Annotated in this window: 14 protein-coding genes; 8 read left to right on the top strand and 6 right to left on the bottom strand. The window is 65.1% G+C overall.

The annotated features are described in order from the left end of the window. Positions 1-41: 41 nt before the first annotated feature. Positions 42-1,634, bottom strand: coding sequence for a M20/M25/M40 family metallo-hydrolase (locus Q0X16_RS12710; RefSeq protein WP_297835081.1), 1,593 nt, complete (start codon positions 1,632-1,634; stop codon positions 42-44). Between the two features lie 123 nt (positions 1,635-1,757). Between Q0X16_RS12710 and rlmJ the strand changes: the two genes are divergently transcribed. The 5 genes from rlmJ to nfi all read left to right on the top strand — a co-directional run bounded on the left by rlmJ (position 1,758) and on the right by nfi (position 8,605). Then, positions 1,758-2,615: a 23S rRNA (adenine(2030)-N(6))-methyltransferase RlmJ gene (rlmJ, locus tag Q0X16_RS12705; RefSeq protein ID WP_297835085.1), complete on the top strand. Its 858-nt coding sequence runs from the start codon at positions 1,758-1,760 to the stop codon at positions 2,613-2,615. Positions 2,616-2,681: 66 nt separating this feature from the next. Further along, on the top strand, positions 2,682-3,620 hold the full coding sequence (locus tag Q0X16_RS12700) for a DUF808 domain-containing protein (RefSeq protein WP_297835079.1): 939 nt from the start codon (positions 2,682-2,684) through the stop codon (positions 3,618-3,620). A gap of 65 nt (positions 3,621-3,685) precedes the next feature. Then, positions 3,686-4,267: a GNAT family N-acetyltransferase gene (locus tag Q0X16_RS12695; RefSeq protein ID WP_297835077.1), complete on the top strand. Its 582-nt coding sequence runs from the start codon at positions 3,686-3,688 to the stop codon at positions 4,265-4,267. Positions 4,268-4,350: 83 nt separating this feature from the next. Next, positions 4,351-7,866 carry a transcription-repair coupling factor gene (gene mfd, locus Q0X16_RS12690; RefSeq protein WP_297835073.1) on the top strand — a complete coding sequence of 1,172 codons (3,516 nt, stop codon included), beginning with the start codon at positions 4,351-4,353 and terminating at the stop codon, positions 7,864-7,866. Positions 7,867-7,945: 79 nt separating this feature from the next. Further along, positions 7,946-8,605 carry a deoxyribonuclease V gene (nfi, locus tag Q0X16_RS12685; protein WP_297835083.1) on the top strand — a complete coding sequence of 220 codons (660 nt, stop codon included), beginning with the start codon at positions 7,946-7,948 and terminating at the stop codon, positions 8,603-8,605. Positions 8,606-8,658: 53 nt separating this feature from the next. Here nfi and Q0X16_RS12680 read toward each other — a convergent pair whose 3' ends face one another. After that, entirely contained in the window at positions 8,659-8,853 is a 195-nt protein-coding gene (locus Q0X16_RS12680; protein WP_297835071.1) for a hypothetical protein, read from the bottom strand. Between Q0X16_RS12680 and Q0X16_RS12675 the strand changes: the two genes are divergently transcribed. Next, positions 8,852-9,193, top strand: coding sequence for a hypothetical protein (locus Q0X16_RS12675; protein WP_297835068.1), 342 nt, complete (start codon positions 8,852-8,854; stop codon positions 9,191-9,193). The two genes, Q0X16_RS12680 and Q0X16_RS12675, sit on opposite strands and share 2 nt — an antisense overlap. Positions 9,194-9,295: 102 nt before the next feature. On the opposite strand, the gene Q0X16_RS12670 is transcribed toward Q0X16_RS12675, so the two are convergent. Further along, the gene (locus Q0X16_RS12670; RefSeq protein WP_297835065.1) at positions 9,296-10,306 is read right to left on the bottom strand and encodes an integron integrase; all 1,011 of its coding nucleotides are present in this window, start codon (positions 10,304-10,306) and stop codon (positions 9,296-9,298) included. 188 nt (positions 10,307-10,494) lie between these two features. Between Q0X16_RS12670 and Q0X16_RS12665 the strand changes: the two genes are divergently transcribed. Together Q0X16_RS12665 and Q0X16_RS12660 are read left to right on the top strand one after the other, a co-directional pair. After that, positions 10,495-10,881 (top strand): hypothetical protein, encoded by a 387-nt coding sequence (locus Q0X16_RS12665; RefSeq protein ID WP_297835062.1) that lies wholly within the window; start codon positions 10,495-10,497, stop codon positions 10,879-10,881. 113 nt (positions 10,882-10,994) lie between these two features. Next, positions 10,995-11,459, top strand: coding sequence for a hypothetical protein (locus Q0X16_RS12660; protein ID WP_297835059.1), 465 nt, complete (start codon positions 10,995-10,997; stop codon positions 11,457-11,459). 493 nt (positions 11,460-11,952) lie between these two features. Here Q0X16_RS12660 and Q0X16_RS12655 read toward each other — a convergent pair whose 3' ends face one another. The 3 genes from Q0X16_RS12655 to Q0X16_RS12645 all read right to left on the bottom strand — a co-directional run bounded on the left by Q0X16_RS12655 (position 11,953) and on the right by Q0X16_RS12645 (position 12,908). Beyond that, on the bottom strand, positions 11,953-12,222 hold the full coding sequence (locus tag Q0X16_RS12655) for a hypothetical protein (protein ID WP_297835056.1): 270 nt from the start codon (positions 12,220-12,222) through the stop codon (positions 11,953-11,955). A 98-nt stretch (positions 12,223-12,320) separates the two neighbouring features. Next, the gene (locus Q0X16_RS12650; RefSeq protein WP_297835053.1) at positions 12,321-12,584 is read right to left on the bottom strand and encodes a hypothetical protein; all 264 of its coding nucleotides are present in this window, start codon (positions 12,582-12,584) and stop codon (positions 12,321-12,323) included. Positions 12,585-12,707: 123 nt separating this feature from the next. Continuing rightward, positions 12,708-12,908, bottom strand: a complete 201-nt coding sequence (locus Q0X16_RS12645; RefSeq protein ID WP_297835050.1) for a hypothetical protein — start codon at positions 12,906-12,908, stop codon at positions 12,708-12,710. Between the last annotated feature and the right edge of the window lie 439 nt (positions 12,909-13,347).

Raw genomic sequence — 13,347 nt, 5'->3', positions numbered from 1 at the left:
GCGCCCGGTTAGGGCGCTCGCCGACCAGGCAACGCCGGACCCTACTGCACCGGCTTGCGCGGCATCCGCTGCGGGCGCATCGCGGTGTTGTAGGCGAACGACGCGACGATTGCCGCCGCCTGCTTCAGATCGTCCTCGACGGCATGATCCAGGGTGTCCAAGTCGCTGTGGTGGGTGTGGGTGAAATAGTCCAGCGGATCCTGCACGAACTGGAAGCCGGGCACGCCGACCGCGTCGAAACTGACGTGGTCGGTGCTGCCGGTGTTGCGCTGGGTGACGATGGTCGCGCCCACGTCATGCCACGGCCGCAGCCACTCCTCGAAAACGGGCGCCGCGGCCAGGTTTTCCTGCGCGTAGATCCCGCGTATCTTGCCGCTGCCGTTGTCGAGATTGTAGTAGGCCGAAATCCGCTCGAACTCGGGGCCGGGGATCGGCTTGCCCTTGTTCTGGCGGAAGAAGGCCGGGACCGCGCGCTGTTCCGGATCGGTCGGTTCCGGGAAGTGGGCGACGTGGCGGGCCACGTAATCCTGCGAGCCGATCAGACCCTGTTCCTCGCCGGTCCAGAGCGCGACGCGGATCGTGCGGTTGGGGCGGGCGCCGATCGCCTTGAGGATGCGCATGGCCTCCATCATCACCGCCACGCCCGCACCGTTGTCGTTGGCGCCGCTGCCGGCATGCCAGGAATCCATGTGCGCGCCGAGCATCACGATCTCGTTGCGCTGCGGTCCGCTGCCGGGTATCTCGGCGATGGTGTTGTAGCCGGGCTGGTTGGCGTCGTCGAGGAACCGCGCGTCCACCTTCAGCCGCAGCCGCACCGGTTGCTTGTCCTTGAGCGCGCGCATGACGGTGTTGTAATGCTCGGCCGCCATCACCAGCGCCGGCACCCCGACCGCCTCGCCGGCCTTGCGTGAGCCACCGCCCATCACCCGCACGATGCCGTCGTTCCAGCTGCTGATGGAGACCGTGGCCAGCACGCCTTCGTCGATCAGATACTGGTTGAGCAGCGGCGCCAGTTCCATGCGCGCGCGGAAGCGGGCCATCATCGCCGGATCGGATTCGCGACCCTTCGGCAGCGGGAACGCCAGCATGTCGTCCAGTTCGGAACCCGTGTAGCGCTGGAAATCCGGTTTGTCGCTGGTCTTGTAGGCGCGCGCATCGTCGACGAACACGATCTTGCCGCGCAGTTTGCCCTTCCACTGCTCCAGGTCCTGCTTCGACTCCAGCTTGACCGCGATCGCGTCGCCCTCGACAGCGCCGCTGGTGCCGGGCGTCCAGGCCTTGGGCAGGGCGTGCAGCGGCATCACCCTCGGACTGAGCATTTCCACCTGCGCATCGGTGAACGCCCAGCCGCGGCCCAGGTCGTCCACCGCCTCGTCATGGACATTGGACAAGCCCCACTCGGTCATCTGCTGGCGGGTCCAGCGGTTGGCCTCGGCCATCGCCGGCGAATTGGTCAGGCGCGGGCCGATGGCGTCGGTCAGGTGGCTCAGGGTGGCCATCACCTGCGAATGGTGGAAGGCCTCGGCGCGGATGCGCGCGGTCATGTCCAGATCAACCCGCTCCTGCGCCGAAGCGCCCGACAGGCCCGCCACTCCGCCGGCGAGCAGGGCCGCCGTCCACAGCAAATGTTTCATCACGATTCCCGGTGTTTCTCCGCAGCCGAGTCTAGCCGCCTGCCTTGCGTGCGTACCTGGGCCATCGGTCACGGTTTCCGCAACCGGAAGCCACGAATGCGAGGGATCCGTAGAATGTCGACGGTGAACTACCGCCATGCCTTCCACGCCGGCAACCACGGCGACGTCCTCAAGCACATGATCCTGCTGGCGCTGTGCGAGGCGCTGGTCGCCAAGCCTGCCGCCTGCTTCGCGCTGGATACCCACGCCGGACGCGGCCTGTACCGCCTTGACGAAGATGCCGCGCAAAAAACCGGCGAGGCGCAAAGAGGGATCGCCCGCCTGCTCGCCCTCGCGACGCCGCCACCGGCGCTGCAGCCGTTGCTCGACGCCGTGCACGCCTGTCGCGAACGCCACGGCAGCGACGCCTATCCCGGCTCGCCATGGCTGCTGGCGCACGCGCTGCGGGCCCAGGATCGGATCGCACTGTGTGAGCTGCAGGACGAGGAAGCCCGCGCGCTCCGTGCCGCCCTCCCGCACGACCCACGCATCGCCGTGCATGTCCGCGACGGCTACGCCGCGGCCAAGGCCCTGCTGCCGCCGCACGACCACGGACAGCCGCTGGCGCGTGGACTGGTGCTGATCGATCCGCCCTACGAAGCGCAGCTGGCGGAATTCGACCATGCGCTTGCCGCGCTGCGCGAAGGACTTGCGCGCTGGCCGCAGGGCCTGTTCGCGCTGTGGTACCCGATCAAGCTGGGGCGCGCGCTGCAGCCGTTCCAGCGCGCCGCCGCGCAGCTGCCGGCGCGCTCGGCGCTGCGGGTCGAACTGCGTGTGCGACCCGACGACTCGCCGCTGCGCATGAACGGCAGCGGGATGCTGCTGCTCAACCCGCCGTGGCGGTTCGACCGCGCCATCGCGCCGGCGCTGGACGTCCTGCGGACCGCGCTGGGCGAAGCCGGCGCCTCCACTTCCATCGACTGGTTGCGCAACCCCGCCTGACACGCTTCACCCGCCGACATGCCACTGGCATGCCAGAATTTCCGACCGATCCCCCACCAGACCCTCATGCCTTCCAGCTTCTTCGCCCTGTTCGACGACATCGCTTCATTGCTTGACGACATTTCGGCAATGACCAAGATCGCCGCCGGCAAGACCGCCGGCGTGGTCGGCGACGATCTGGCGGTCAACGCAGAGCAGGTCAGCGGCTCCGCCGCCGATCGGGAACTGCCGGTGGTGTGGGCGGTCGCCAAGGGTTCGCTGGTCAACAAGGCCATCCTGGTGCCAACGGCGATGGGCATCTCGCTGCTGGAAGTGTGGCTGCACGGGCGCGGGTTCGCGGTGCCGCTGATCCTGTCCCTGCTCACCCTCGGCGGCTGCTACCTGTGCTACGAGGGCGTGGAAAAACTCGCCCACGCGGCGGTCAAGCGCCATCGCCGCCGCAACGGGACGACAGTCGTGGAGGACATCGAGGAACTGCCGGACGACCTGTCCGCCTTCGAACGGGAAAAAATCAAGGGTGCGATCCGGACCGATTTCGTGCTTTCGGCCGAGATCATCGTGATCGCGCTGGGCACCGTCGCCATGGAACCGCTACTCACCAGACTCGCCGTGCTGACCGTGATCGCTGTGCTGATGACCGTGGGCGTGTACGGACTGGTTGCGGCGATCGTGAAGCTCGACGACTTCGGCCTGTATCTGATCCGTCCCGGCAAGGGCCGCGTCTCCCGGGCGTTCGGACGCGGCCTGCTGGCCCTGGCGCCGCGGATGATGCAGTTCCTGTCGGTGGCCGGAACAGTGGCGATGTTCCTGGTCGGCGGCGGCATCCTCGTGCACGGGATCGCGCCGCTGCATCATTTCGCGCAGACTCACGCCGACGACCTGCCGGGCTGGTTCGGAGTGGCCCTGTTCAACATCGGGGTCGGAATGGGCACCGGGCTGCTCCTGCTGGTCGCAGCCCTGACGCTGACCCGGATGCGCAAGACGCTGCGCCGACGGCCGGCCTGACCCCCGCCTGAATGGGTCCGGGTCGGATCGCCTGTTCTTAACGAATTGTGCGCGAGGATGACAGGATGGCCGCACGCAACCGTATGCCCCCTTGGCACGAGCATGTCCGTTTGCCGAACGGGCGTGAAGTTCTGATCCGCCCGATCCGTCCCGAGGACGCCGAGCCGATGCGGGCCGCATTCCCCCTGCTCAAGCCGGACGAAGTCCGGCAACGCTTCCTGCACCCGATCAAGGAACTGGGCGCGGCGCAGATCGAGCAACTGGTGCGGCCGGATCCGCGCCGCGATTTCGCGCTGGTCGCCGCGGAACCGCTGCCACCGGGCGAAGCGCTGGTAGGCGCGGTCGCGCGGGTGTCGATCGAACCCAACGGCAAGGACGCGGAATTCGCCATCCTGGTCAGCCACTACGTCAACGGCATGGGGCTGGGCCGCCGGATGATGCGCAAACTGGTGCGCTGGGCGCGCGGACGCAAGGTGCAGCGCATCTACGGCGACGTGCTGGAAGGCAACCTGCCGATGCAGACGCTCGCAAGCGCGCTGGGCTTCCGCCGCGAAGCCGGCAGCGAGGCCGGCCTGGTGCGGATGGTGCTGGACCTGCCGCCGCCGAGGCCGAAACTGCCGCGCACGCCGCTGGCACCAACCGCCTGAGCGCAGGCCGGTAGAATGGCCGGCTTCCAAACCTCGCACGCCGCGCCGATCCACGGCAACCGGCGTGCGCCTGAACCGTTTCGATGCCGCATCCCGGATTGACCTTCCCCGTCCCGCTGCCCCGCGCCGGTCAACGCCGCGCCTGGTGGCGACTGCCGGGCAGCTACACCGGGCTGGCCTGCGCGATCCTGTCGGCCTGCGCCAGCCACGACGGGCCAGTGCTGGTCGTCGCGGCCGACAACGCCGCTGCGCACCAGCTGGAATCCGACCTGCGCCTGCTTGCCGCCGGCAGCGAACTCGACATCCTCGGCCTGCCGGACTGGGAAACCCTGCCCTACGACCGCTTCAGCCCGCATCCGGACATCGTCAACCGCCGGCTGTCCTCGCTCGCCGCCCTGCCGGGCCTGCGCCGAGGCGCCCTGGTGGTGCCGGCCGCCACCCTGATGCAGCGGCTGGCTCCGCGCAGCCACGTCATCGGCAGCCGCTTCGACCTGCACACCGGCCAGCGGCTCGACCTGGATGCCGAAAAACGTCGGTTGGAAGCCGCCGGATACCGCAACGCGCCGCAGGTTTACGACCCCGGCGATTTCGCGGTACGCGGCGGTTTGCTCGACGTCTTTCCGATGGGCGCCAGCGCGCCGTTCAGGATCGAACTGCTCGACGACGAGATCGAGGCGATTCGCGTGTTCGATCCCGACAGCCAGCGATCGCTGGAAAGAACCGAAGCGATCGAACTCCTGCCGGGCCGCGAAATCCCGCTGCAGGACGTGCCCATCCAACGCGCGCTGAACGCACTGCGCGACCGCTTCGACATCGACCTGCGCCGCAGCCCGCTGGTGCAGGACCTCAAGGCCGGGCTGGCGCCGGCCGGCATCGAGTACTACCTGCCGCTGTTCTTCCCGCCCGCGGGCGGCGCGCAGACCGGCACCGAAACCCTGTTCGACTACCTCGCCCCGGACACCCTGCCGCTGCTTGGCGCCGGCGTCGGCGCGGCAATGGACGCGGCCTGGCAGCGCATCGGCGAACGCCACGAACAACTGCGCCACGACATCGAACGCCCGATCCTGCCGCCCGCCGAACTGTGGCTGTCTCCCGACCAACTGCGCGGGCATCTCAATCAGGGGCCGTGCATCGAAGTCTGCGACGCCCGGCACCTCCGCCATGGCGAGGCGCACGCGCTGCCGGTACAACCCGCGCCCACCTTGCCGCTTGCAAGCAGGGACAACGCCAACGCGAAGGCTCTGCAAGACTTCCTGCATAGCTACCCCGGCCGCGTGCTGATCGCCGCCGACTCGGCCGGTCGCCGCGAGGCGTTGCGGGAGGTGTTGCATGCGGCGGGACTTGCGCCTGCGATGGTGGCGGATTGGCAGGCCTTTGCTCTTGCCCGTCATTCCCGCGAAGGCAGGCATGACGATGCTGCTTTTGCCATCGCCGTCGCCCCGTTCGACGATGGCTTCGCGCTGGATCAACCTGCCCTGTGCGTCCTGACCGAACGCCAGCTGTTCCCCGAACGCGCCGCGCTGCCGCGCAGCCGCAAGCGCGCCGGGCGCGAGCCGGAAGCGATCCTGCGTGACCTCGGCGAGCTGACGCTGGGCGCGCCGATCGTCCACGAGGATCACGGCGTCGGCCGCTACCGCGGCCTGGTCACGATGGACGTCGGCGGCCTGCCGGGCGAATTCCTCGAGATCGAATACGCCAAGGGCGACCGCCTGTACGTGCCGGTGGCGCAACTCGACCGCATTAGCCGCTACTCCGGCGCCAATCCCGACACCGCCCCGCTGCACAGCCTCGGCGGCGAGCAATGGGCCAAGGCGAAAAAGAAAGCCGCCGACAAGGTCCGCGACGTTGCCGCCGAACTGCTGGAAATCCAGGCCCGCCGTCAGGCACGGCGCGGGATGGCGATCGACGTCGACCGCGCCCTGTACGAGCCGTTCGCCGCGGCCTTCCCGTTCGAGGAAACCCCGGACCAGCACGCCGCGATCGAAGCCGTGCTGCGCGATCTGGCCGCGCCGCAGCCGATGGACCGCGTGGTCTGCGGCGACGTCGGCTTCGGCAAGACCGAGGTCGCGGTGCGCGCCGCCTTTGCCGCCGCCAGCGCCGGCAAGCAGGTCGCCCTGCTGGTGCCGACCACCCTGCTGGCCGAGCAGCACTTCCAGACCTTCCGCGACCGCTTCGCCGACTGGCCGCTGCGGGTCGAGGTGCTGTCGCGCTTCAAGTCGAAGAAGGACATCGCCGCCGATCTGGCCAAGCTGGCCGAGGGCAAGCTCGACGTCATCGTCGGCACCCACCGCCTGCTGCAGCCGGACGTGAAGTTCGCCGACCTCGGGCTGGTCATCGTCGACGAGGAGCAACGCTTCGGCGTGCGCCAGAAGGAAGCGCTGAAGAAGCTGCGCGCCAACGTCCACCTGCTGACCCTCACCGCCACCCCGATCCCGCGCACCCTCAACATGGCGATGGGCGGCCTGCGCGACCTGTCGATCATCGCGACCCCGCCGGCCAACCGGCTGGCGGTGCAGACCTTCGTCCACGCCTGGGACGACGCCCTGCTGCGCGAAGCGTTCCAGCGCGAACTGACACGCGGCGGTCAGGTCTATTTCCTGCACAACGACGTCGAAAGCATCCAGCGCATGCAGGAAACCTTGCAATCGCTGGTGCCAGACGCCCGCATCGGCATCGCCCACGGCCAACTGCCCGAGCGCGCGCTGGAGCGGGTAATGCTCGACTTCCACAAGCAGCGCACCAACGTGCTGCTGTGCTCGACCATCATCGAATCCGGGATCGACATCCCCAACGCCAACACCATCCTGATCAACCGCGCCGACAAGTTCGGCCTCGCCCAGTTGCATCAACTGCGCGGACGGGTCGGACGCAGCCACCACCGCGCCTACGCCTACCTGCTGATTCCCGACCGCCGCAGCATCACCGCCGACGCCCGCAAGCGGCTCGATGCCATCGCCTCGATGGACGAACTCGGCGCCGGCTTCACCCTGGCCACCCACGACCTGGAAATCCGCGGCGCCGGCGAACTGCTGGGCGAAGAGCAAAGCGGGCAGATGGCCGAGGTCGGCTTCAGCCTGTACACCGAATTGCTGGCGCGCGCGGTACGTTCGATCAAGCAGGGCAAGTTGCCCGACGTGGATGCGGCCAACAACCACGGCGCCGAGGTTGACCTGCACGTGCCGGCGCTGATTCCCGACGATTACCTGCCCGATCCGCACCTGCGGCTGACCCTGTACAAGCGCATCAGCGCCGCTCCGGACACCGATGCGCTGCGTGATCTGCAGATCGAAATGATCGACCGCTTCGGCCTGCTGCCGGAACCGGCAAGGAACCTGTTCGCCACCGCGGAACTGAAGCTGCAGGCCACGCGTCTGGGCATCAGCAAGTTCGACCTCGCCGCCGGCGGCGGCCGCATCCACTTCGTCGAAAAGCCCGCGATCGACCCGGTGGCGGTGATCCAGTTGATCCAGGGCCAACCGAAGCACTACCGGATGGACGGCCACGACAAGCTGCGGATCAGCCTCGACCTGCCCGACGCCACGGCCCGCTTCAATGCCGCGCGCGGCCTGCTGACAATGCTGGCGCCCAGCGCGGCGTGACGGCCCGCCGACCGCGTGCATGGCACAGTAGCGCCGAGCCCGCAGCGAAGAATCCAGAGCCATGCCACTCCAGTCCGACATGCTTCCGGAATGGACCGGCAGCGCCACGCCGCTGCGGGAACTGCAAGAGCAACTGGCGCAGCGCGTCCTGCTGCGCGACGGCTTCCCGAAGCCCATCCGCACCATCGCCGGCTTTGACGTCGGTTTCGAGGACGGCGGCGCCGTCACCCGTGCCGCAGCCGTGCTTCTGGACGCCGATACGCTGACCGTCATCGACCATCGGATTGTCCGACTGCCGACGCGCATGCCCTATGTCCCGGGCCTGCTCGGCTTCCGCGAACTGCCCGCCATGCTGGCCGCGCTCGACGTCCTGCCGCTGCGCCCCGACCTCGCCTTCATCGACGGCCACGGCACCGCCCACCCGCGACGGTTCGGCAGCGCTTGCCACTTCGGCGTGGCCGCCGACCTGCCCACGATCGGCATCGGCAAGTCCATCCTGACCGGCACCTCCCGGCTCGAACTGCACGCCATGCGGGGCGCCTTCACCCCCCTGCGCGACGGCACCACGCAGATCGGCTGGCTGCTGCGCAGCAAACCCGGCGTCCACCCGATCGTCGTTTCCCCCGGCCACCGCGTCGCCATGGCCTCGGCACCGGGACTGGCCATGCAGTTCACGACCCGCTACCGCCTGCCCGAACCCATCCGGCTCGCGGACCGGCTCGCTTCGCAACACGATTGACCACCGCCTGCCCCACGCGGCACAAGCGGGCCAGCGACCCAGGCTGGAACCGTTCAGGCCGCCTCGGGCGCAGTGTGAAAGAATCGCCCCATCGCAAAGGTGAAGCCCATGCGCAGCCACGCACTCCCGATCACGCTCGCCCTCAGCGCGGCCCTGCTTGCCGGTTGCGGCAACGCGGCTCCGCGATCCACCCCAGCCACTTCCAGCGCGGTCGCCGCAACCGCCACAGCGTCGACGGAGAACGCCATGACGACCGACAACGCCCCCCCGCCCGCAGGGGAAAGCATCACGCTGGCCCTGGACATCGGCGCCAGCGCCAAATTGCCCGATGGCAGCCAACTCACCTACATGGTACTGGTCAACGATTCCCGCTGCCCACCGGACGTGCAGTGCATCTGGGCCGGCAATGCGGAAATCCGGGTGCGCTGGACGCCCAAAAATGGCAACGGCAAGGACTTTTCACTCAACACCACGCCAGTCGGCGGCAAAGCCACCTCGGCCACGCTCGGCGCGTTCGAAATCCACCTGCATTCCCTGGAACGCGGCATTGCGCCCGCAGCCACGTTCGAGATCAGGCCGGCGCGCTGAAAACCATCCAGACATTTCCAGAAGTTCGAATCGGTTTCTGCTCTGGATTCAAGCCTACCTGTCAAGGACGACCAGAATCACCCGATGCCAGGCCAATAACCATCACTCCGCATCCAGCGGACTGCGAACCCCACGGCCGCCCCGGTTCAGGACATGGGTATAAATCTGCGTCGTCGCCAGATCCTTGTGCCCGAGCAGCTCCTGGATCGTGCGGATGTCATAACCGGATTCCAGCAAATGAGTGGCAAAGGAATGCCGCAGCGTATGCGCGCTCACCAATTTGTCGATCCCCGCCTGCCCTCGCGCCCGCTTGATCGCACGCGACAGCACCCCGTCATCGACGTGATGACGGTGCGTTCGCCCCGTATATGGATTGATCGAACGCTGATCCGACGGAAACACGAACTGCCAACCGAATTCCTTCCCTGAATTCGGGTATTTTCGGGCCAACGCATCCGGAAGCGGCGTCTCACCTAACCCTTCCGCCAGATCCTGAACGTGCAACAGCCGCGCCCGCTCGATTTCACGGCGTAAAGGCTCCTCCAGCGTGCGCGGAAGCATCGTCCGGCGGTCCTTCGCCCCCTTGCCGTTGCGGATCAGGATTTCATTTCGCGCAAAATCCACATCCTTGACCCGCAGCCGCAGGCACTCCATCAACCGCATCCCCGTGCCATACAGCAAACTGGCCATCAGCCAAGTCCGCCCCGACATCATCGACAGCAGCTGCCTCACTTCCAGATGAGACAATACCGTCGGCAACCGCCGCGGGCGCTTGGCCCGCAACACCGATTCCATCCACGGCAGCTCGACCCGCAGCACCTCCCGATACAGAAAGAGCAGGGCAGACAACGCCTGATTCTGAGTGCTGGCGGATACCCTGCCTTCCACCGCCAACCGGCTGAGGAACGCCTCGACCTCCGCTCCCCCCATCTCCCGAGGGTGCCGTCTCCCATTGGCCAAGATGAACCGACGGATCCACGCCACATAGGCCTGCTCAGTGCGCAAACTGTAGTGTTTTGCCCGCAACTTGCTGCGAACAACCTCCAACAGGCCGGGATGTCGCCCAACATCTGCCAACTTTATTACGCCCGCATCCTCACGCGCATATCCCATACATGCCCGCCCATGCCCCCATATCTGTCGATGTTAAGGGATCGCACGCCCAAGCGCATCAGACACATGGTTGATTTCTGGTAGGATTTCCGCTTGACCCCATCCCCCAGCCGCGTCACCATCCGTACCACACTCCGCATTTGGGGTCTACTAGGTGTTAGGCTTCACATCCATTTCTAGGCGCGCAAATGAAGAGCAAATTCCTAATCGTGATCGCAGTGGTTGTTCTTGTTGCAGTCGGCTATTTCGTCTGGAAATCTAAATTTTCGCCAGAGGTTCGCGCTATTCGACTTGTCAAGCAGGCACTGATAGATCCTGACTCTGCCAAGTTTGACCAAGTGCGATACATAAGCCGCTCAGGAGCTGTTTGTGGTGGAGTTAATTCAAAAAATCGCATGGGCGGATATGTCGGCATGATCGCGTTCATTGTTGACAAAACTGGCAAAGTCACATTCGAGCCCATGGTGGACACAGAAAGCGGCTCAGCGGAATCTAGAGTTGATGCCTTGCAGCAGAGCATTACGTTTCTTGAACTCGTAAGGGCCAACTGCACAGTTGATTCAGGTGAATCCTAACAATTCGTTCAAGCCGAAACTGCTTCGCTCCGGCAACGGCGTGGCAGGTTAAGCTCGCCACGCCGTTGCCTGCGCTACGCAGTTCGGCTTAACTCAGGCGTTAGGCCCTAGAAATGGCGCGTAGGCCGTCCGAAGAAAAGCTCCGCGAGTACGAGAACCTCAAGCGGTTCTTGGTGCATTGGCTGACGCACGTGTCGCCTTGGCCAGGCCTCGACCTGTCCGACCCGATCCATCCGTTAAACGTTTTAGCTAGCTTCGAGCGAAAGCTCCCCTTCTCGCAGGTACTTTCCGGCCTCAAGCAAGCGGTGAACGATTCACTGGAGGGCACCGAGGACTGGACGTCCGACCGCATCCAGCGGGCAGACGCTTCACTGGAAGCGGTGGGAGCCCCGAGCTTGTCTTTGCTACTAACTCGGCAGTCAAAGCAGTTCCGCCGGATCATTCGGCGCGGACGGATCGCCAACAATTCAGAGTTTTACCTTGTGTCGGCGGCGCTCGCGGACACGGTCAGTGCCCGCTCTGCGGAGGAGTTGGCCGCACTTAGCGCTATGCTTGCGGCATATGAAGCTAGGGCCTAACAATTCGTCCAAGCCGACGCCGCTTCGCGGCGCGGCTTAACTCAGGTGTTAGGCGTGGCAATTCCAAACTAAAAGGCTTCGGAGTTAAGAGCGGACAGATTTTCGGCCGGCCTCTGGGGGGCGCAATCCTGTCAGTTCCATTTCTGCCGCAGGTGCCCCTGCCCCGCGAACACTACGGGGCCGGCATCGGCCATCAGGCGGCGGGGCGGGCAGAACGGCTGCACGGGCTTGTATCGCAGGCCGGCGTTCTGGTATCGCTCACTCTGTATCTGAGCGTTGCGTGTAAACGCGGGGACACGGCCAGGTCGCACTGCCTGTCCTCCGTGTCCCATCGCGTGCATCATCGCAGCGGTTGCGGCGGGTCTAGCTTCAACGTATTGTCACGCCTAACAATTCGTCCAAGCCGACACCGCTTCACGGCCACAAATTTTTCAGGTAGGTTCGTGCTCTATTGTGGCCGTGCAGCGGCGCGGCTTAACTCAGGTGTTAGCACTCATGGGCGGTATGCGCCGTCACCGCTGTTCAGCGCTTCGGCCATAAAATCGCGCTCAATTGGCACGCCGGCTTCAGCGAACATTTCCGCCAGTTGCTCGTCGCTCGGCTCGGCCCACTCGCGGATGCGTTTGGCACATTCGTTGGTGGCGTTGATGGCGTCCATCGGGCCGTCGTCGTCGTTGATCCTGTCGCATTCCTGCACGCAAATGTTGTTGCCCAGCGTGATGGCCGCTCGCCAGATTGCCTTCTCTCGTTCGCTGATTCGCATTGTCGTGTCCTCGCGTTGAGTGCTAACAATTCGTTCAAGCCGAGCCCGCATCTCGGCTTCAACAGGGTTTGTGTGTACCGGCAGCGGGCCGGCTTAACTCAGGCGTTAGACCGCTCTTTGTTGAGCCAATCCTGCATTTCGTCCAAGTCGCGGAACTTGATCTGGCGGGTGCGGGCAATCCCAAGAAACTTCGCGCCCAAGAACACAATGAACATCAGCCCGGTGAAGAACGTCCACCACTTGCTTCCTTGGCTCGCCCAGATGCAGAGCAGCAACAGGCCGAATGTAATGAAGTCCCTGGCGAGCGATTCAAGAACGTTCTCGCGCTTGTCAAAGATGATGAATTTCGGCTGTTCGTACATGTCGATTCTCTCTGTTATTGGTTCGCGGTCTAACAATTCATTCAATCCGACGCCGCTTCGCGGCGCGGATTAACGCCAGCGTTAGCCCCCACGCCGCATATCATTGCGGCGTGGGGATTCCGGTCAAAATGCAGCGATGCGCTCGCCAAGCACGGCGCTGTACATCGTCATGATGTGGGCTTGCGTATTCAGTCGCTCCTGCTCCTGCCACGGCAATCCAGCGAACAACTCGGTACTCTTGAACGCGCCGAGTTTTTCGCGCTTCGCATCCAGCTCTTGCTTTTCGTCAACAACTCGCTGTTGGTGCGGCTGCAACTCTTTCATGGTCATATCTCTCTTTTTGGCGCCCCTCTCGCTGTGGGGGCTAACAGTTCATTCAAGCCGAACGCCACAAGTGGCGTCGGCTTAATTCAGGTGTTAGCCGTTGCTCGTCGTGTTCCGGATTGATCGGCCCAGCCCCCAAAGCGCAAACCCGAGGAACGGCGTTGCTGTTATGAACAGCATAGGCATCGTGTACGTGTTGCACAGCCACACATAAATCCAAACAACGCCGCCAATTACCGCTACGGTAAGCGCCCCAACTGCAATGTTCTTCGCGTGTTCCACGTCGTTACTCCAATTTCGCAACGGCTAACAATTCATTCAAGCCGACGCCGCTTCGCGGCGCGGCTTAACTCAGGTGTTAGGCGCCACAGCATGCGTCTCTGGTCATTGCACCCAAAGTATCTCGACCCGCAAGGTTTAGTCGCCTTGTGGCGGGAGT

It is taken from the genome of Thermomonas sp. (assembly GCF_025993755.1).
Classification (GTDB): domain Bacteria; phylum Pseudomonadota; class Gammaproteobacteria; order Xanthomonadales; family Xanthomonadaceae; genus Thermomonas.
This window is presented reverse-complemented; position numbering and strand designations above follow the sequence as displayed.